16 protein-coding genes are annotated in these 18,094 nt (G+C 65.8%); 13 read left to right on the top strand and 3 right to left on the bottom strand.

The window, feature by feature from the left end:
* Positions 1–4: 4 nt before the first annotated feature.
* Genes JN22_RS08810 through JN22_RS08820 form a run of 3 tightly spaced genes read left to right on the top strand, consistent with a single transcriptional unit; the run spans position 5 to position 3,138 of the window.
* Positions 5–1,711, top strand: a complete 1,707-nt coding sequence (locus tag JN22_RS08810) for a glycosyltransferase (protein WP_085553598.1) — start codon at positions 5–7, stop codon at positions 1,709–1,711.
* Entirely contained in the window at positions 1,708–2,499 is a 792-nt protein-coding gene (locus JN22_RS08815; RefSeq protein ID WP_085553599.1) for an SDR family NAD(P)-dependent oxidoreductase, read from the top strand. The genes JN22_RS08810 and JN22_RS08815 overlap by 4 nt, the downstream gene beginning before the upstream one ends.
* A gap of 12 nt (positions 2,500–2,511) precedes the next feature.
* On the top strand, positions 2,512–3,138 hold the full coding sequence (locus JN22_RS08820; protein WP_085553600.1) for a GNAT family N-acetyltransferase: 627 nt from the start codon (positions 2,512–2,514) through the stop codon (positions 3,136–3,138).
* Here the strand turns inward: JN22_RS08820 and JN22_RS08825 are convergent.
* Positions 3,057–4,220 (bottom strand): exo-alpha-sialidase, encoded by a 1,164-nt coding sequence (locus tag JN22_RS08825; RefSeq protein WP_085553601.1) that lies wholly within the window; start codon positions 4,218–4,220, stop codon positions 3,057–3,059. The genes JN22_RS08820 and JN22_RS08825 overlap by 82 nt on opposite strands.
* 111 nt (positions 4,221–4,331) lie before the next feature.
* Here JN22_RS08825 and JN22_RS08830 point away from each other — a divergent pair, with 111 nt between their 5' ends.
* From JN22_RS08830 to JN22_RS08860, 7 genes are all read left to right on the top strand, one after another.
* The gene (locus JN22_RS08830) at positions 4,332–4,568 is read left to right on the top strand and encodes a hypothetical protein (protein ID WP_143268244.1); all 237 of its coding nucleotides are present in this window, start codon (positions 4,332–4,334) and stop codon (positions 4,566–4,568) included.
* A 266-nt stretch (positions 4,569–4,834) separates the two neighbouring features.
* On the top strand, positions 4,835–5,773 hold the full coding sequence (locus JN22_RS08835) for a thiamine pyrophosphate-dependent dehydrogenase E1 component subunit alpha (protein ID WP_085553602.1): 939 nt from the start codon (positions 4,835–4,837) through the stop codon (positions 5,771–5,773).
* 31 nt (positions 5,774–5,804) lie between these two features.
* Positions 5,805–6,848, top strand: coding sequence for an alpha-ketoacid dehydrogenase subunit beta (locus JN22_RS08840; protein ID WP_223677637.1), 1,044 nt, complete (start codon positions 5,805–5,807; stop codon positions 6,846–6,848).
* 35 nt (positions 6,849–6,883) lie between these two features.
* Positions 6,884–8,053 carry a DegT/DnrJ/EryC1/StrS family aminotransferase gene (locus JN22_RS08845; RefSeq protein WP_085553604.1) on the top strand — a complete coding sequence of 390 codons (1,170 nt, stop codon included), beginning with the start codon at positions 6,884–6,886 and terminating at the stop codon, positions 8,051–8,053.
* A 19-nt stretch (positions 8,054–8,072) separates the two neighbouring features.
* Complete coding sequence (locus JN22_RS08850) at positions 8,073–9,017, top strand: NAD-dependent epimerase/dehydratase family protein (protein WP_085553605.1); 945 nt, start codon at positions 8,073–8,075, stop codon at positions 9,015–9,017.
* A 24-nt stretch (positions 9,018–9,041) separates the two neighbouring features.
* The gene (locus JN22_RS08855) at positions 9,042–10,577 is read left to right on the top strand and encodes a B12-binding domain-containing radical SAM protein (RefSeq protein ID WP_085553606.1); all 1,536 of its coding nucleotides are present in this window, start codon (positions 9,042–9,044) and stop codon (positions 10,575–10,577) included.
* Positions 10,578–10,631: 54 nt separating this feature from the next.
* Positions 10,632–11,636, top strand: a complete 1,005-nt coding sequence (locus JN22_RS08860) for a GHMP family kinase ATP-binding protein (RefSeq protein WP_085553607.1) — start codon at positions 10,632–10,634, stop codon at positions 11,634–11,636.
* A 52-nt stretch (positions 11,637–11,688) separates the two neighbouring features.
* On the opposite strand, the gene JN22_RS08865 is transcribed toward JN22_RS08860, so the two are convergent.
* The gene (locus JN22_RS08865) at positions 11,689–12,669 is read right to left on the bottom strand and encodes a hydrogen peroxide-inducible genes activator (RefSeq protein ID WP_085553608.1); all 981 of its coding nucleotides are present in this window, start codon (positions 12,667–12,669) and stop codon (positions 11,689–11,691) included.
* A gap of 231 nt (positions 12,670–12,900) precedes the next feature.
* Here JN22_RS08865 and ahpC point away from each other — a divergent pair, with 231 nt between their 5' ends.
* From ahpC to JN22_RS08880, 3 genes are all read left to right on the top strand, one after another.
* Complete coding sequence (ahpC, locus tag JN22_RS08870; protein ID WP_085553609.1) at positions 12,901–13,464, top strand: alkyl hydroperoxide reductase subunit C; 564 nt, start codon at positions 12,901–12,903, stop codon at positions 13,462–13,464.
* 172 nt (positions 13,465–13,636) lie between these two features.
* Positions 13,637–15,229, top strand: a complete 1,593-nt coding sequence (ahpF, locus tag JN22_RS08875; protein ID WP_085553610.1) for an alkyl hydroperoxide reductase subunit F — start codon at positions 13,637–13,639, stop codon at positions 15,227–15,229.
* 530 nt (positions 15,230–15,759) lie between these two features.
* On the top strand, positions 15,760–16,830 hold the full coding sequence (locus tag JN22_RS08880) for an IS630 family transposase (RefSeq protein ID WP_085553611.1): 1,071 nt from the start codon (positions 15,760–15,762) through the stop codon (positions 16,828–16,830).
* Positions 16,831–16,988: 158 nt separating this feature from the next.
* Here JN22_RS08880 and JN22_RS08885 read toward each other — a convergent pair whose 3' ends face one another.
* Positions 16,989–17,885, bottom strand: coding sequence for a recombinase family protein (locus JN22_RS08885; protein WP_085553612.1), 897 nt, complete (start codon positions 17,883–17,885; stop codon positions 16,989–16,991).
* Positions 17,886–18,094: the final 209 nt, after the last annotated feature.

Here is an 18,094-nt window from a genome sequence, read left to right on the forward strand (position 1 = left end):
ACGCATGCGTTCCTCCGTCATCGCCCCCTTTGCCCTCATCGACCGGCTGGTGCAGGCACAGCGTTGGGACGCCGCCGTCGCCGCGCTCGACGCCCTGCCCGAGCCGCTGCCGACGGACGGAGCCGCGCTGCGCCGCCGCCGCATGGCGCTCGCCATCGGCGGACGGGTGGCCGAGGCCCTGGAGACCGCCGAACGGGTCGCCGCCCTGCCCGGTTCCGACGCCGCCGACCTACAGCATCTGGCTCATATCCGGCTGCGCGCCGGCCGGCCCGAGGCCGCCTTCGAGGCCGCTGAGCGTGCGATCCGCCAGGATCCTTCGCTGGTGCGCGCCTTTGCCGTCGCCATCGCCGCGACGGTGCTGGCCCCTGCCCTGCTGCCCCGCCTGCGCGATCTTCTCGGCCCCGCTCCGGATCAAGATCCGACGGCCCTGCCGACGGCCGGACACATCCGTGTCGCCATTCCCTGGCGCCTGCCGTTCTACCGGCCGTACAGCGGTCCGCATCCGGTCATCACCTCGGCGCTCGGGCAAGGAAGCCGGGTGGGCGCGCGCTGGGCCGATCTGGCGGCAGCGCTGGAGCCGGCCCGCGCGCTTGCGCTGCTGCCCGACCTGATCGCCTGGGCCGAGCGGGTGGAGCCGGCCCGTCGCGCTGCCCTCGCCGATTTTCTCGTGCATCGGCTTCCCGGCGCCTTCTTCGCGGTGCCCGCAGCCGATCTGACCTTCCACCACACCGTGCCCTTCGCACTCGACGGACGGCCCTGGATCTTCCATCTGGAGCATCCGAACATGGTGGCCGCCCCGATGGCGACCTACCCCACGGTGACGCTGCGCACCGGCGACGCGCAGACGGTCCTGCTGCGCGAACGGCTGGGCGATCCGTCCTGCCTGGGCGTCTTCACCCACATCCGCGAAACCAGGAGGCGACTCGGCCGGTTACTCGACGACTCCGCCGTCGCCACGAAAACCGCCTACATCCGCCTCGGCATCGACCTGGAGTCTTTCCGGCTTTCCGGCCGGCCGAAGGCGCCGGCGGTCCGGCGGGCGGTAACGACCCTGCTGTTCACCAACAGCCTCGCCCGCGACAACTTCCATGCGCGCGGCGGACCGGACGTGCTGGCCGCCTTCCTGCATCTGGCCGGTCGGCACGACGGGCTCCGGCTGCTGATGCGCTCCGACCTGCCGGCGGCGGGGGCCGAAGGCTTGATCGGCCGTTCACGCCGCCATCCGGCCGTCACCTGGATCCGCGAGCGGCTGAGCGACGGCGAGATCGACGCGCTCTACCGGGAGGCCGACCTGTTCCTGCTGCCGTCGGGATTGCTCCACGCGGTTTCGATCGTCCGGGCGCTGCGTGGCGGGCTGGCCCTGGTGGCGAGCGACGTCTACGGCGTGGACGAGTTCATCCGCCATCGCGTCAACGGCTGGGTGGTGCCGGGACGCCGTGCGTCGGTAACGCCGCGCGGGGTCGAGGATGCGGTCTATGCCGAGGATTGCCGCTCCCTCCTCGACCCCACCGCCGAGCCGGCGGATCCCGCCTTCCAGCGGCGGTTCCGTGCAGCGATCGCGCGTCTCCTCGACGACCCGCGCTTGACCGGCACGATCCGCCGCAACGCCCGCCAAGGCGCCGCACGCGACCACCAGGGCCGGCGCTGGGCAGCCGAGGTCTCGGACTTCATGGAACGGGCGCTGGGCAGCAGGACGGAGCCGTCCCGATGAATGACGCCTCTTCTCCTTCCTGCGCAACCGTAAATCCGCTCGACCTGACCGGTCGCCACCTGCTGGTGACCGGCGCCTCGTCCGGCATCGGGCAGGCGACCGCCATCCTGCTGTCGCAGCTCGGCGCGCGGGTGACGGCGGCCGGGCGCGACGCCGGACGGCTGGCCGGCACGCTGGGGCTCCTGACGGGCGATGGCCATGCGGCGGCCGCGCCGCTCGACCTTGCCGAACTGGACGCCGTGCCGGGCTGGGTCAAGGGCGTCGCGGAAGCCGGCGGGCCGCTCGCCGGGCTGGTCCATTGCGCCGGCGTGCAGGAAACGCGGCCGATCCGCTCCTTCGACGCCGCCTTCTTCGACCGCATCGTCGACGCCAACCTCGGCAGCGCCCTGGCGCTCGCACGCGGCTTCCGGCAGAAGGGCGTCCATGCCGACAGGGCCGCGCTGGTCTATGTCTCCTCGATCGCCGGGCAGATCGGCACGCCGGGCAACGTCGTCTACGCGGCCAGCAAGGGCGGGGTCCAGGCGGCGACCAAGGGGCTGGCCCTGGAGTTGCTGCGCGACGGCATCCGGGTCAACTGCGTCGTGCCCGCGCTCGTGGAAACCGAACTGGTCCGCCAGGCCCGCGTCAAGCTGACCGCCGAGCAGTTCGCCCGGATGCTCGAGCACCAGCCGATGGGCCTCGGCCAGCCGGAGGACGTGGCGGGCGCCATCGCCTTCCTGCTGTCGGACGCCGCGCGCTGGATCACCGGGGTGCTGCTGCCGGTGGACGGCGGCGCGCTCGCCTATTGAGGGAGGCCCGCCATGTTCCGTTTCCGCCCTCCGATTCCGGACGACGCCGCCCTTCTGCTGGAATGGCGCAAGCGGCCGGACGTGACGCGCTGGATGTTCACCGACATCGACCATGGGGTGGAGGCGCAGCGCGGCTGGATCGAGCGCAGCGCGGCACGCGCGGACCTGCGCCATTTCGTGATCGAGGCGTCCGGTGACGGACACCGTCCGGTCGGTTATCTCGCCTTCGCCCAGATCGATGGGACCAGCCGGCATTGCTCGACCGGCCATTATTTCGCCGACGCCGAGGACCGGCGGCGATTCGGCGGCTACATGCACGCCTTCATCCTGGATTACGCCTTCTACCGGCTCGGCATGAACAAGGTGGTGAACAGCTTCATGGCCGGAAACTCCAAGGTGCTGAAGCTCCAGTCCATCCTGCGGTACCGGCCGGTCGGCGTCTACCGCGAGCATGTCTTCAAATACGGGGCGTGGCACGACGTCCATGTCTTCGAGATGATGGAGCGCGAATGGGCGACCCATCCCCACCCCTTCCCGCGCGATGCGACGCTGGGCGCCTATATGGATTGCCCGGAGGACCAGCCGGGCTCGATCAGGCTTCCCGCGATGTGGCGAACGCCTTCCGCGTCGCTTGTGTAGTGGACGACCAGCGCCCGCCCGTCCGGCAGGGCCGTCGCCCAGGGATAGCCGGTGTCGCCCGAAGGGGCGTCGTCGCGCAGCACGAACTCCGACGCGCCGCCGATCCCGCCCGAAGCCGGATCCCACAGCCGGGCGCGCAGCCCGTAGGGCTTGTGGCGGTAGCCGCCGCAGATCAGGATCCGTCCGTCCGGCAGCGGGCAGGCGTCATGGGGATGGCCGATCACCGTCTCCTCGACCCGCCACGCCTCCCAGCTCCGTCCGCCGTCGCGCGACCGGGACGTCGCCAGCCGGTCCTTCAGCCCGGTGGTGCGGTGGAACGCGAGCAGGTCGCCATCGGGAAGCGGCGTGAGGGCGGTCTCGCAGAAACCGGCGACGCCTTCGCGGTCGAAGGCGATGATGCCGCGATACTCCCAGCCTTCGCCCCGGTCGGTCGAGGCGTAGAGATGGCTGGCGTATTGCCCGGTCGCCGGATGATGGGCGTAGGTCGCCTGGAGGATCGTTCCATCGGGACGCTCCACCGCCCGCCCGCGCAGGGCGCCGCCATGCAGCGGCCGCAGCCCCGGCACGAGGTCGCCATGGCCGGGCAGGGGCGGAAGGAAACGGTGCGGCGACCATGTCAGGCCGTTGTCGTCACTCCAGCGGGCGTAGGCGCCCCAGAAGAGATAAAGATCGCCCGCTCCCTGCGGGCTGCCGACCAGCCCGATGCCCAGCGCCCGCAACGCCTGCCCGTCCCTGGCCGGGACGGGGTACCAGCAGAAGCCGGTCAGCAGGATGCGCCCGTCGCGCAGGACCAGCAGGCTGGCGTCCTGGTCGGCCGCCTGCGGGTCGGGCGGGAGGATCCGTGGTTCCGGAACGTCACCGTCTCCGGGCAGCCCGTCCAACAGGACGATCTGCGAGCGGCTGTCGAGATGGTCGACGCTGTTCCGCCCGGCCTCGTCCAGCCGATAGGACGGACTACGCAGCCAGCGGTGATCGCGGGCGCGGCGGAAGGCGATCAGCGGAACTCCGTCCGGCCGCAGGGCGACAGTTGGAAAGGCGGCGTAGAAACGCGGGTCATGGTACAGGATGCGGTGATCGACCATCGGATTATCGGTCTTTCGCGCAGTCATCTCGCCCGCCCCTCTCAACTCACGATCTTCACTCACGATCTTCCATGAACCATCCGCCCGGCGGCAAGCAGAGCGATGGTCAGCATGGACGACAAGGAGAGCATCGTTGGGCGCTCGATGACGGGCCTGAGTCCGCCATGTCGCGTTCCTGCCGAACGATTGAAGGGCGTCCGCATCATGAAAACAAGGGGGGCCGTTTTCCCGCCCCACAGCCGCCAGGTCGCCGGGATGGCGCCAACCGTCGGCTTTGTGCTCTTCCGGCTGTTCACGCCGATTACCCTTTTGGAACGCTCAAGATCGACAGATATTTCCCGAAAATAAAACACCCGTGAGGAAAATCATTGCGCACCCATGAATTATTTCATACGACCAGCACGCCGCTCAAACAAGAAGAGTTTTTCTGCGTTTATTAACATTTCATTAACATAATGAAAATTAACATTTCAAGTTTGCTGTTGCACAAAACAACTCAAGATCTCAATAGCCGTAGGAAGATTGCGCATTGAAACGAAAAACAACAGAGATTAAAATGAGGTACATTTTGTTGGTTGAAGTCGGCCATCGAGTTGAAGTATGAGCGGTAAAGCATGGAACATCATCGTCGCCTGTACCGCACCCTGCGGCTGATCCGCGTGGTCGAGGAGGAGGTGGCGCGCGTCTACCCGACCGACGTCATCAAGAGCCCGGTCCACCTATCGATCGGCCAGGAATTCATCGCGGCCGGGGTCTGCGACGCGCTGGAGCCGCGCGACCATGTCTCCATCACCTACCGCGGGCACGCCGCCTACCTCGCCAAGGGCGGCGACCTGAACGCGATGATCGCCGAGATGTACGGCAAGAAGACCGGCTGCTGCGAGGGGCGCGGCGGGTCGATGCATCTGGTCGACATGAAGGCCGGCGTCATCGGCGCCTCGGCGGTGGTCGGCACCTCGATCCCGGTGGCGACCGGCTTCGCCCTGGCCGCCAGGCGCAAGCGGACGGGCGGCGTGGTCGTCTGCTTCATCGGCGACGGCGCCACCGAGGAGGGCTGCTTCGCCGAGAGCCTGAATTTCGCCGCCCTGCACAAGCTGCCGATCCTGTTCGTCTGCGAGAACAACGGCTACGCCATCCACGAGCCGCTGGCCAAGCGCTGGGCCACCGACCGGCTGTGCGAGCGGGTGGCGACCTACGGCATTCCCGCCCGGCGGATCGAGGATGGCAGCACCGTCACCGTGCACGACGCGGCGGCGGAGGCGGTCACCGCGATGCGCGACGGCGGCGGCCCGGCCTTCCTGGAGATCCTCTGCTACCGTTGGCGCGAGCATGTCGGGCCGAACGAGGATTTTGATCAGGGCTACCGCTCCGCCGCCGAGAAGGCGCCCTGGGCGGAGCGCGACGAGGTCGCCCGGCTGGCCGGCCTGCTGCCGCCCGAAGACGTCGCCGCTATCGAGGTTGAGATCACCGCGACGGTGCGCGCCGCCTTCGCCTTCGCCGAACAGAGCCCCTTCCCGGTGCCCGAGGATCTCCATGACCACGTCTACGCCTGAGTCCCTTCCCGGCGCTGCATCCGGGGGCCGGATGCTGCGCTACGTCGACGCCCTGCGCGAGGCGTTCGCGCAGGAGATGGAGCGTGACGGGGACGTCTTCGTCTTCGGGCTGGACGTTGACGACCACAAGGCGATCCAGGGCTCGACCGCCGGGCTGCTGCAACGGTTCGGGCCGGAGCGGGTGTTCACGACGCCGCTGTCGGAGGACGCCATGACCGGGGTCGCCATCGGCGCCGCCATGGCCGGGATGCGGCCGATCCATGTCCACATCCGCATGGACTTCCTGCTGCTCTGCATGAACCAGCTCGTCAACGTCGCGGCCAAGGCGCGCTACATGTACGGCGGCGCGGTCAAGGTGCCGCTGGTCGTGCGCTCGATGGTCGGCAAATCCTGGGGGCAGGGCGCTCAGCATTCCCAGGGCCTGCAGTCCATGTTCATGCATGTGCCGGGGCTGAAGGTGGTGGCGCCGAGCAACGCGCACGACGCCAAGGGCTGCATGATCGCCGCCATCCGCGACGACAACCCAGTGATCGTGATGGAGCACCGGCTGCTCTACCCGACCGAGGCCTATGTTCCCGAGGCCCCTTATGAGGTGCTGCCGGGCAAGGCGCGGGTGGTGGCGCCGGGCGGCGATGCGACGCTGGTCGGCATCTCCCACATGGTGGTGGAGTGCCTGCGCGCCCGCGAGCTCCTGGCGGAGGTCGGGATATCGGCCGAGGTGATCGACCCGATCTGGCTGTCGCCGTTGGACATTGGCGCCATCGTGGACTCGGTACGGCGGACGCGGCGGCTGGTGGTCGCCGACACCGGCTGGATCGCCTGCGGCGCCGGGGCGGAGATCGTCGCGGCGGTGCTGGAGCAGCTCGGGCCGGAGGGCGGGGTCGCCGTCAAGCGCATCGGCTTCGCCCCGACCACCTGTCCGCCATCGCCGGCGCTGGAGGCCGCCTTCTACCCCAACCCCGGCACGGTGGCCGCCGCCGTCCACGCGCTGGTCCGCCCGCGGGAAGCAGCCTGGACCCCCGACCCGGAACGGACCAAGCTCGCCCATCAGGTGCAGTTCCGCGGTCCTTTCTGAAGTAGGCTGGATCCGGATTCAGGAGAGTGCAAGCGATGTTCTACGAGTTGGCGGCGTCCACCTGGGGACCGGAGGAGATCGCGGCGATCGAGCGGGTGGTCGCCTCGGGCCGCTTCACCATGGGCGAGCAGGTGGCCGCGTTCGAGCGGGAGTTCGCCGAGTATTTCGGTGTCCGCCACGGCATCATGGTCAATTCCGGCTCCTCGGCCAACCTCGTGGCGGTCGCAGCACTCGCCCACCGGAAGGAGCGCCCGCTCCAGCGCGGCGATGAGGTGATCGTCCCGGCGATCTCCTGGGCCACCACCTACCACCCGCTCCAGCAATACGGCCTGAAGCTGCGCTTCGTCGACGTCGAGCTGGACACGCTGAACATCGACGTCTCCAAGCTGGAGCAGGCGCTGACGCCGCGCACAAGGGCCATCGTTCCGGTGTCGATCCTCGGCAACCCGGCGGCGCTCGACGTCATCCGCGCCTTCGCCGACGCCCACGGGCTGTGTGTGCTGGAGGACAATTGCGAATCGATGGACGCCGAGCTGAACGGTCGCAAGGCCGGCACCTTCGGCGACCTCAACACGTTCAGCTTCTTCTTCTCGCACCACATCTCGACCATGGAGGGCGGGATGGTGCTGACCGACGATCTGGAGCTGGCCCATCTCTGCCGCGCCCTGCGCGCCCATGGCTGGACCCGCGACCTGCCGCACGACACGCCGCTCTACCAGCGCGGAGCGTCCGACCATTTCGAGGCCTACCGCTTCATCCTGCCGGGCTACAACGTCCGCCCGCTGGAGATGGAGGGCGTCATCGGACGGGAACAGTTGAAGAAGCTGCCGGCCCTGACCGCCGCCCGCCGCCGCAACATGGCGCTGTTCCACGAGCTGTTCGCCGGGGACGACCGCTTCGTCATCCAGCGCGAGAACGGCGTCTCCTCCTGCTTCAGCTTCACGATCATTCTCAACCCGGACCGCAATCCCGACCGGGAGAAGGTGTTCGCGGCGCTGAAGGAGGCCGACATCGGCTTCCGCATCATCACCGGTGGCTGCTTCCTGCGCCACGACGTGCTGAAATACTATGACTACGACACGGTCGGCGAGATCAGGAACGCCCACACGGCGCATGATCTGGGCTTCTTCGTCGGCAACCACCCCTTCGACCTGACCCCGCAGATCGAGCGGCTGCGCGCCGTGCTCGACCGCGTGTGCTCCTGAACCGATCCCGAGAAACCCCATGGCCGACAGCAAGAGCATCCTCGTCACCGGCGGCGCCGGCTATCTCGGGTCCATCCTGGTTCCGGCCCTGCTCGACGGCGGGCACAAGGTCACGGTGCTGGACAGCTTCCTGTTCCGGCAGGTGTCGCTGGCCCATGTCTGCGCCCACCCGAATTTCGACGTCGTGCGCGGTGACGCCCGCAGCGAGGATGTGCTGAAGCCGCTGCTGAAGAGCGCCGACGTGGTGATCCCGCTGGCGGCGCTGGTCGGCGCCCCGCTGTGCGACGCCGACATGCTGGCGGCGACCAGCACCAACCGCGACGCGGTGCTGACGCTGGTGCGGCTGCTGTCACGCGAGCAGCGGATCATGATGCCGGTCACCAACTCCGGCTACGGCATCGGCGAGACGGGCAAGTTCTGCACCGAGGAGACGCCGCTGCGGCCGATCTCGCTCTACGGGCGCACCAAGGTCGAGGCCGAGGCGGCGGTGCTGGAACGCGGCAACGCCCTCTCCTTCCGGCTGGCCACCGTGTTCGGCATGGCGCCGCGCATGCGGATCGACCTGCTGGTCAACGACTTCGTCCACCGGGCGGTGAACGACCGCGCCGTGGTGCTGTTCGAACCGCACTTCAAGCGCAACTACATCCACATCCGCGACGTCGCCCGCGCCTTCCTGCATGGGCTCGACCGGTTCGAGACGATGAAGGACCGGCCCTACAACGTCGGCCTGTCGGACGCCAACCTGTCGAAGTGGGAGCTGTGCGCGGTCATCGCCCGCCATCTTCCCAAATTCGTCTACCTGGAGGCGCCGATCGGCGAGGACCCGGACAAGCGCGACTACATCGTCTCCAACGAGCGGATCGAGGCGACCGGCTACAAGCCGGCCTTCTCGCTCGACGACGGCATCCGGGAACTGATCAAGGGCTACCGCATGCTGCGCAACGGCCTGTACAGCAACGTCTGAATCGGGAAAGGAAGTCACATTTCCATGACCGCTCCCGCCACTGGCCGCATCGACCTCGTGCTCATCCACCCGGGCGGCCGCCGCCAAGTGTACCAGACCCTGGCCGATGATCTGACAGCGGTCGAGCCGCCTTTGTGGTGTCGGTTGCTTGCGGCCTATTGCCGCATGCGGGGGAACAGCGTCGCCATCATCGACAGCGAAGCCGATGGGCTTGATCCATCCACCGTGGCTGATCGGGTGGCAGAACTCGATCCACGGTTGGTCGCGCTGGTGGTCTACGGCCATCAGCCCTCGGCCTCGACGCAGTCGATGCCGGCAGCGGGTGCTATTGCCCGGACCGTCAAGGAGATTTCGCCTGATTGCCCGATCATCCTGATCGGCGGGCATGTCGCCGCCTTGCCGGAACGCACCCTGCATGAGGAGGCGGTCGATTTCGCCGCAACCGGTGAAGGGCCCGTGACGCTGGATGCGCTGTTGCGAGCGCTGAAATCCGATGGACCGTTCGATGTGGCCGAGGTACCGGGCATCGTCCACTGGCACACCGCCGAGAATGGTTCGCGGGAAATCCGGCGCACTTCGGCGGCGCCATTGGTCGAGGATCTCGACCACGATCTGGGCGGAGATGCCTGGGATCTGCTGCCGATGGAGAAGTACCGCGCGCACAATTGGCAGTGCTTCGGGGCGATGGACACGCGCATGCCCTACGCCTCGATCTACACGACGCTGGGTTGCCCGTACAAATGCAGCTTCTGCTGCATCAACGCGCCCTTCGGCAAAAACGGCTACCGCTTCCGCAGCCCGGACGCCGTGCTGGCTGAGATTGACCTGCTGATCGCACGTTATGGCGTGCGCACCTTCAAGATCGTCGATGAGATGTTCGTGCTGAACGAGCGTCACGTAACGGCGATCTGCGAGGGGCTCATCCCCCGCAACGCGGCGTTGGGGGGGGCGCTGAATTTCTGGGCGTACGCGCGGGTCGACACGGTCAAGCCGGCGATGCTGGAGATGCTGCGCCATGCCGGGATCCGTTGGCTGGCGCTGGGAATCGAATCGGGCAGCAAGCACGTCCGCGATGGGGCGAAAAAAGCGCTACGCTCGGAGGACATCGTCGGCATCGTCCGCGCGATCCAACAGGCCGGGATCAACGTCATCGGCAACTATATCTTCGGGCTGCCGGACGACGATCTGGATTCCATGCGGGAAACGCTGGACCTTGCAAAAGAGCTGAATTGCGAATTCGCGAACTTCTATTCGGCGATGGCCTATCCAGGATCTCCGCTCTACACGCAGGCCGTGGCGAAAGGCTGGGACCTGCCGGACGATTGGAGCGGATATTCCCAGCACAGCTTCAACTGCAAACCGCTGGCAACGGAAAAACTGACCGCTGCCGAGGTGCTGGGCTTTCGTGATCATGCCTTCACAGAATATTTCACCAACCCACGCTATCTCAAGATGGTCGATCAACGATTTGGCAGCAGAACCAATCAGAATATTCAAGATATGGTCAAACACAAACTTGCTCGAAAATTGCTAATAGAACAACATGAAGCCATTATGTAGGCTCAATCAAAATAACAACTATCTTCTGATTCATTATTAATTAACGGGAAGACAATGATCATCAGCCGAACTCCTTTCCGCGTGCCTCTATTCGGGGGATGGACTGATTTTCCACAATGGTATCGCCATCACGGCGGCGCGGTGATTGGGGGATCGATAAACAAGTATTGCTATATCAGCTTGCGCGAATTGCCCCCATTTTTTGAGCACAAGCATCGCATCGTCTACTCCAACATCGAACAAGTTCACAATATCTCTGAAATCAAGCACCCTTCTGTCCGTGCCTGCCTGGGTGAAATGGGCATCGAGACGGGATTGGAAATTCATCATGATGGCGATTTGCCGGCGCGGTCTGGGCTGGGGTCGAGTTCCTCCTTCACAGTCGGGTTGCTGAACGCATTGCACGCCTATCGCGGTCGCATGGCAAGCAAACAGGAGTTGGCCGAGGAAGCGATCCGCATCGAGCAACAGGTGATCGGAGAAAATGTCGGTTCACAGGACCAGGTCTGGGCCGCCTATGGCGGAATCAACCGCATTGATTTCCTCACCGACGGCAGGATCGAGGTGAGCCCCCTGCTCGTCTCTGCGGAGCGGCGGAGCATGCTGGAGCGTAACTTGGTTCTGTATTTCACAGGATTTACTCGGATTGCCTCAGAGATTGAAAAAGATAAGCTCAGAAATTTGAGCAGTCGAGAAACTCATTTGCGTACTTTGTATGCCATGGCGGATGAAGCCACGGAAATACTGAGAACGGAACATCGATCACTGGACGAAATTGGCAGGCTCCTGCATGAAAGCTGGATGATAAAAAGAGATTTATCCTCGTCAGTTTCAAATAAGAGAATTGACGATCTGTACGATACTGCACTTTCCGCTGGTGCTCTTGGCGGAAAATTGCTTGGCGCGGGCGGCGGTGGCTTCCTGTTGCTTTATGTCCCATTCGCATTTCAAACACGCGTGCATGAGTGTTTGAAAGATCTGATCAGTGTCGGCTTCCGTTTCGATGGAGGCTCGAAGATCGTGATCTACGAACCTCAGTTGAACCGAACAGGCGGGTGAAGGGATCGGCATGCAGCGAAGTTCAAGGTGAAAGCGGAGATCCGGACAAGTCTCATCCGGTACCTTGCTCTTGCAACAGCGCCAGTTCCGTTCCGCGGGAAGCATCAACCGACACCGGATCGCCCTCCTCCCGCTCCATCGCCTCCTTCAAAGCGGCTCCCAGGCGCCGAAAAGTCTCCTTGCGGCCCGAGGTCCGGCGCCAGACCAGGGCGATCCGGCGGCCGGGGCTGTCCTCGTCGAGCGGACGCGCAACGAGGTCGAGACCGCGCAGGATCCCTGAATCCACGGCCATCTGCGGCAGCAGCGTCACGCCCAGCCCGTTGGCCGCCATCTGCACCAGCGTGTGAAGGCTGGTGCCTTGGAAAGTGGCGTTGCGGGGAGCGCTCTCCAGCGCGCAGGCGGCGAGCGCGTGGTCACGCAGGCAGTGCCCATCCTCCAGCAGCAGCATCTCCTCCCGCGCCATGTCGACGGGATGCGCCGTCGGTCCAGCGCTCAGCCGATGGCCCGGCGGGCAGACGAAGGAGAAGCGATCCTCGGCGACGTCCAGCGTCTCGATGTCGTTGCCCATCGGGTAGGGCAAGGCCAGCAGGGCGGCGTCCAGCTTGCCCAAGTCGAGCTGGGCCAGCAGCCGTGCGGTCTGGTCCTCGCGCAGATAGAGCTTCAGGTTGGGAAAGGCGGCACGCAGGTCCGGCATCACGCGGGGGATCAGGAAAGGTCCGATGGTCGGGATCACCCCCAGATGCAGCGGTCCGGACATCGGGTCGGCGGCCGAGCGGGTGATGTCAACCAGATCCTCCGCCTCCTTCAGCAGCGCCCGAGCCCGCTCGGCGATCTCCCGCCCCAATGGGGTCGGCATCACCGAACGCCGGGTGCGCTCCAGCAGCGGGGTGCCAAGCAGATCCTCCAGTTCCTGGATGCCGGCGCTGAGGGTGGACTGGCTGACCAGACATGCCTCGGCCGCCTGCCCAAAATGGCAGCGATCAACCACGGCAACCAGATAACGGAGCTGGCGCAGAGTGGGAAGCGGTTTCATGGTGGTATGATTGATCGTTTTTTCCGATCAATTCAATCGGTTTTTTGTGCTTCTCTCGGTCACAGATTTCCCCTATCTCTCCTCTGGTCAAACCAACCAAGGAGATGTCGCACCGATCCTGACGAACCGCACCGCCGCAAGGCCCCTCCGGGGCGCCGCGCGGGGCAGCATCGCGAAGCGGACGCCAAGACCGGCGCGTCTTTCATTGATTATTCCCCCTCGGAGAACGCTATGTCCTTGATCAACACTGAAATTAAGCCGTTCAAGGCGACCGCCTTCAAGAACGGCAAGTTCATCGACGTGACCGATGCCGATCTAAAGGGCAAGTGGTCGGTCGTGTTCTTCTATCCCGCCGACTTCACCTTCGTCTGCCCGACCGAGCTTGAGGATCTGGCGAACAACTACGGCGAGTTCCAGAATCTGGGCGTCGAGATCTACAGCGTCTCGACCGACACCCACTTCTCGCACAAGGCCTGGCACGACACCTCGCCGGCGATCGGCAAGATCGAGTACACGATGGTCGGCGATCCGACCGGCACCATCACCCGCAACTTCGAGGTCATGATCGAAGAAGTCGGCTTGGCTGACCGCGGCACCTTCGTCGTCGACCCCAACGGCAAGATCCAGATCGTCGAGATCACCGCCGGCGGCATCGGCCGTGACGCCCTTGAGCTGCTGCGCAAGGTCAAGGCCGCCCAGTACGTCGCGTCCCACCCGGGCGAAGTTTGCCCGGCCAAGTGGCAGGAAGGCGAGAAGACCCTCGCCCCGTCGCTCGACCTGGTCGGCAAGATCTAAGGTCCCGTGACCGGCGGACGGTTCCGCATCCGGTGTCTTGCCGGGTCCGGGGCCGTCCACCCCCTCCCCTCACCTTCTCTCCACCTCTCACTCCGCCCGGACCAACGCCGACGACGAGTGCCGACGTGCGCACCGGTTCGCTCCGAAAACAACAAGCTCGGGAACCATTGCCATGCTGGATGCCACCCTCAAGACCCAGTTGAAGGGCTACCTTGAGCGAATCACGCAGCCCGTCGAACTGGTTGCGTCTCTCGACGATGCCCCCAAGTCCCAGGAGCTGCTGGGCCTGCTGGAAGACATCGCCTCCCTGTCGGACAGGATCACGCTGCTGCGCCACGACGACGCGCGCACGCCATCCTTCGCGATCCGCCGTGCCGGTACCGACATCGCCGTGCGCTTCGCCGGCCTGCCGATGGGCCATGAATTCAATTCGCTCGTTCTGGCGCTTCTGCAGGTCGGCGGCCATCCGTCCAAGGAAGCGGCGGACCTGATCGAGCGCATCAAGGATCTCGACGGCGATTACCGCTTCGAGACCTACTTCTCGCTGTCCTGCCAGAACTGCCCCGACGTGGTGCAGGCGCTGAACCTGATGAGCGCGCTGAATCCGCGGATTCAGCATGTCGCCATCGACGGCGCCCTGTTCCAGCAGGAGGTCGAGGCGCGCCAGGTGATGGCCGTGCCGACCGTCTTCCTGAACGGCGAGCCCTTCGCCCAGGGCCGCATGGGTCTGGAGCAGATCGTTGCCAAGCTCGACACCGGCGCCGCCGCCCGCGAGGCCGAGAAGATCAAGGCCAAGGCCGCCTTCGAGGTGCTGGTGATCGGCGGTGGCCCGGCCGGTGCCGCGGCTGCGGTCTACGCCGCCCGCAAGGGCATCCGCACCGGTGTCGCCGCCGAGCGCTTCGGCGGCCAGGTGCTGGACACCATGGCGATCGAGAACTTCATCTCGGTGTCACACACCGAGGGGCCGAAGCTGGCCTCGGCGCTGGAGCAGCACGTCAAGGAATACGACGTCGACATCATGAATCTCCAGCTCGCCGAGGCGCTGGTGCCGGCGGCGGAGCCGGGCGGTCTGATCGAGGTCAGGCTGGCCGGCGGCGCCTCGCTGAAGGCGCGCACGGTGGTGCTGTCGACCGGCGCCCGCTGGCGCTCAATGAACGTGCCGGGCGAAGCCGAGTACCGCAACAAGGGCGTGGCCTACTGCCCGCACTGCGACGGCCCGCTGTTCAAGGGCAAGCGCGTGGCGGTGATCGGCGGCGGCAACTCCGGCGTCGAGGCGGCGATCGACCTCGCCGGTCTGGTGGCGCACGTCACGCTGATCGAGTTCGACAGCCAGCTGCGCGCCGACGCGGTGCTCCAGCGCAAGCTGCACAGCCTGCCCAACGTGACGGTCATCACCTCTGGCCAGACCACCGAGGTGCATGGCGATGGCGCCAAGGTCGTCGGCCTGTCCTACAAGGACCGCGTCGGCGGCGAGCTGAAGCGGCTGGAGCTGGAGGGCATCTTTGTGCAGATCGGCTTGGTGCCCAACACCGAATGGCTGAAGGGCGCGGTGGCGCTGTCCCCGCGCGGCGAAATCGAGGTCGACGCCCACGGCCGGACCTCGGTGCCGGGCGTGTTCGCCGCCGGCGACGCGACGACGGCGCCATTCAAGCAGATCATCATCGCCATGGGCGAGGGCGCCAAGGCCGCGCTGTCCGCCTTCGACTATCTCATCCGGACGGTGCCGGTCGAAGAGTCCCGCCCGGCGGCGGTGGCGGCCGAGTAACGGATCGGCGTGAGCGCCCCCGAATCGGACCACGCTGGTCCGATTCGGGGCGTTTTCCGTTGTCAGAACCGATCTTCCCATCGAGAATTGGGCAGCTTGGTTGTCAACCAGAGCGATGATTCACTCTGTGGGCTTCACAGAAACAGGATTGCTGCCGATCCGGCTGAACGGACCGCCCCCTTTTGGAATCTCATCCAAAGCGCTCTCAACAACCTGGATGCTGCGGACTATCGTGACCAAATCAGGCTTCCCATGGTGCCTCAGACAAGCCGCCTGATGGGTGAGACACAGTTGTCGGACCATTTCGGTTGATAATGCGCTTCCCAACTTTAACTTCAGCAAGATAAATAGTCGGTTCGGCATCATCCTATCTGTTTGAAATTCCAAATTTTTTCCTGTGCACGCACTCCCTTGTCGCGAACATTGCCAAACATGAAGTCCCCTTCAAGAAAGACCTTGCCAGCTTCGAGCTAGTGCACTGACGCAGACGTAAGATTCACAAAGGGCCGCCGACGTGCGATTCTGTCGGCATGGCCCAGACCGTCAGCGTCATCGTAGGACCGGAGGATCGCGCGCGCTTGGCTGCGATCCTTGCCGACCGCAACCGCCCGCAGAAGCATGCTCAACGGGCGAACATCATCCTGCTCTCGGCCGAGCGGCTGCCCGTTCTGGAGGTGGCGCGCCGGGGCGGCGTCAGCCGCCCGGCGGTCTGGCGCTGGCAGGTGCGCTACGCCGAACAGGGCGTGGACGGGCTGCTGCGCGACAAGACGCGCAAGCCCGGCCAAGCGCCGCTGCCCACCACAACGGTGGCCAAGGTGCTGGCGCTGACCTGCTCGGAACCACCCGGTGCGGTCACCCACTGGACGGGCCGGGCGATGGCCAAGACGGTCGGCATCAGCCTGCGCGCCGTGCAGCGCATCTGGGAGGCCAACCGCCTCCAGCCCCACCGCCTGCGCACCTTCAAACGGTCGAGCGATCCGGCGTTTGCCGCCAAGGTCGAGGACATCGTCGGCCTCTACATGGACCCGCCCTGCCACGCGGTGGTTCTGTCCATCGACGAGAAGAGCCAGATCCAGGCGCTCGACCGCACCCAGCCGGGCCTGCCGTTGAAGCCCGGCAAGTGCGGGACGATGACGCACGACTACAAGCGCAACGGCACGACCACGCTGTTCGCCGCGCTGAACACCCTGGACGGCACCGTGGTCGGGCGCTGCCTGCCCAAGCACACCCACAAGGAGTTCATCAAGTTCCTGAACGCCGTGGAGCGCACCGTTCCGGTCGGCAAGGTGATCCATGCCATCGTCGACAACTACGCCACCCACAAGCATCCCAAGGTGCTGGACTGGTTGGCCGATCACCCGCGCTGGGTCTTCCATTTTACGCCCACCTCGGCCTCGTGGATCAACGCAATCGAGGGCTTCTTCTCTATCATCACCCGCCGAAGCATCCGGCGTGGCGTGTTCAAGTCCGTGGCCGACCTGCAAGACGCCATCGCCCGCTACATCCGCGCGCACAACAAGGCATCCAAGCCCTTTGTCTGGACAAAGCCCGCCGACACCATCCTCGCCAAAATCGACCGGCTCCCTGCACCTTCTGAATGATTCACTGCACTAGAGACCAAGCCGAAGCCTTGAGCCGCGCCTACGCGGCGTCACTCATCCGACAGCCTTTGACCACCCTCTTGCGGTTATCTGAGAATCGGCAAAAAAGCTTCTGCCTTTACTGGAACGAATGCCACGAGAAAGAAGGGGCAACGGCATCATCCAGGGCTTGTGGCGAGCAGCCCATGCGCACGGGCACGGTCCAGCAGGTTCTTGACCGACGCCGCCGCCCAGGTCCGGCCACCGCGTGGCGTAGTCTCCCGCATCGCCTCCAGCTGGGCACCAATCGCCCGGAGCGACAGCTTGGGGTTCGCCCGGGCGATCCCGGCCACCAGCACCATCAGCCGGTCGTCGCCGCGCACCGACGGCACCTTGTCGAGCAACGACCGGTCGGCCAAGCCCTCCTCGACGAAGGCCCGGACGGCCCGGCGCAGCCGCTCGGCGGTCCAGTGCCGGCCCGGCGGCAGCTTGGCGTTCACGGCGCGCGTCACCGCCACCCACGGGCGGGCCGGCCGGAGCCGCCGCACGGTGGGCAGCCACTCCTCCGCCGTTCGGGTCAGTTCCAGCAGATAGAGCTGGCGCTGCTGGTCGGCCAGACGCTGCGCGGTCACCTTGTCGCCTTGCTTCAGCTTGGGATTGCCACCGACCCGGCCCCGTGCCTTGGCCGCCGCCAGCCCGGCGCGCGTGCGCTCGCGGATGAGCGAGCGCTCGTACTCGGCCACGGCGCCGAGCATCTGCAGCACCAGCGTGCCGTGGGGGCTGGCAGTGTCGATCGGGCTGGTCAGACAGCGGAAGTGGCAGCCACGACCACGCAGGTCTTCGATCACCTCCAGCAGGTGGGACAGGGAGCGACCGAGCCGGTCGAGTTTCCAGATCACCAGCGTGTCGCCGCGGGCGAGGCGGGCGAGAGTCCGTGCCAGCTCCGGCCGCGCCCGCGAGGCGCCGGACGCCTTCTCCTCGAAGATCGCGGCACAGCCGGCGGCGCGCAGCGCGTCCATCTGGGCAGCGGTGGTCTGGTCGTCGGTGGAGACGCGGGCGTAGCCGATGAGCGCCATGGCGTGTTCCAAGCCGTGAAGAGGTTCGGTCACCCCTTTGTAAAGTCCATGAGAACGAAGGCAAACGACCGTTTCGGCCCACGCTACTTTCTTTACAACGCCCTGTAAGAGAACGGCTGAGCGGGCGGAATGAAAGCCGGGACGGGCTCTTTTGGTTGCACCTTTGCATCCCTACCACTCGATACCGTCAACGCTCAGGCGTCCCGCGA

This window comes from Azospirillum agricola, from assembly GCF_020005195.1.
GTDB lineage: Bacteria > Pseudomonadota > Alphaproteobacteria > Azospirillales > Azospirillaceae > Azospirillum > Azospirillum agricola.

What these genes read in the sequence shown, in the direction of transcription:
- JN22_RS08810 (WP_085553598.1), top strand. Translation starts at nt 5, where the DNA reads ATGCGTTCCTCCGTCATCGCCCCCTTTGCCCTCATCGACCGGCTGGTG.
- JN22_RS08815 (WP_085553599.1), top strand. Translation starts at nt 1,708, where the DNA reads ATGAATGACGCCTCTTCTCCTTCCTGCGCAACCGTAAATCCGCTCGAC.
- JN22_RS08820 (WP_085553600.1), top strand. Translation starts at nt 2,512, where the DNA reads ATGTTCCGTTTCCGCCCTCCGATTCCGGACGACGCCGCCCTTCTGCTG.
- JN22_RS08825 (WP_085553601.1), bottom strand. Translation starts at nt 4,220, where the DNA reads ATGGTCGATCACCGCATCCTGTACCATGACCCGCGTTTCTACGCCGCC.
- JN22_RS08830 (WP_143268244.1), top strand. Translation starts at nt 4,332, where the DNA reads ATGGACGACAAGGAGAGCATCGTTGGGCGCTCGATGACGGGCCTGAGT.
- JN22_RS08835 (WP_085553602.1), top strand. Translation starts at nt 4,835, where the DNA reads ATGGAACATCATCGTCGCCTGTACCGCACCCTGCGGCTGATCCGCGTG.
- JN22_RS08840 (WP_223677637.1), top strand. Translation starts at nt 5,805, where the DNA reads ATGCTGCGCTACGTCGACGCCCTGCGCGAGGCGTTCGCGCAGGAGATG.
- JN22_RS08845 (WP_085553604.1), top strand. Translation starts at nt 6,884, where the DNA reads ATGTTCTACGAGTTGGCGGCGTCCACCTGGGGACCGGAGGAGATCGCG.
- JN22_RS08850 (WP_085553605.1), top strand. Translation starts at nt 8,073, where the DNA reads ATGGCCGACAGCAAGAGCATCCTCGTCACCGGCGGCGCCGGCTATCTC.
- JN22_RS08855 (WP_085553606.1), top strand. Translation starts at nt 9,042, where the DNA reads ATGACCGCTCCCGCCACTGGCCGCATCGACCTCGTGCTCATCCACCCG.
- JN22_RS08860 (WP_085553607.1), top strand. Translation starts at nt 10,632, where the DNA reads ATGATCATCAGCCGAACTCCTTTCCGCGTGCCTCTATTCGGGGGATGG.
- JN22_RS08865 (WP_085553608.1), bottom strand. Translation starts at nt 12,669, where the DNA reads ATGAAACCGCTTCCCACTCTGCGCCAGCTCCGTTATCTGGTTGCCGTG.
- ahpC (WP_085553609.1), top strand. Translation starts at nt 12,901, where the DNA reads ATGTCCTTGATCAACACTGAAATTAAGCCGTTCAAGGCGACCGCCTTC.
- ahpF (WP_085553610.1), top strand. Translation starts at nt 13,637, where the DNA reads ATGCTGGATGCCACCCTCAAGACCCAGTTGAAGGGCTACCTTGAGCGA.
- JN22_RS08880 (WP_085553611.1), top strand. Translation starts at nt 15,760, where the DNA reads ATGGCCCAGACCGTCAGCGTCATCGTAGGACCGGAGGATCGCGCGCGC.
- JN22_RS08885 (WP_085553612.1), bottom strand. Translation starts at nt 17,885, where the DNA reads ATGGCGCTCATCGGCTACGCCCGCGTCTCCACCGACGACCAGACCACC.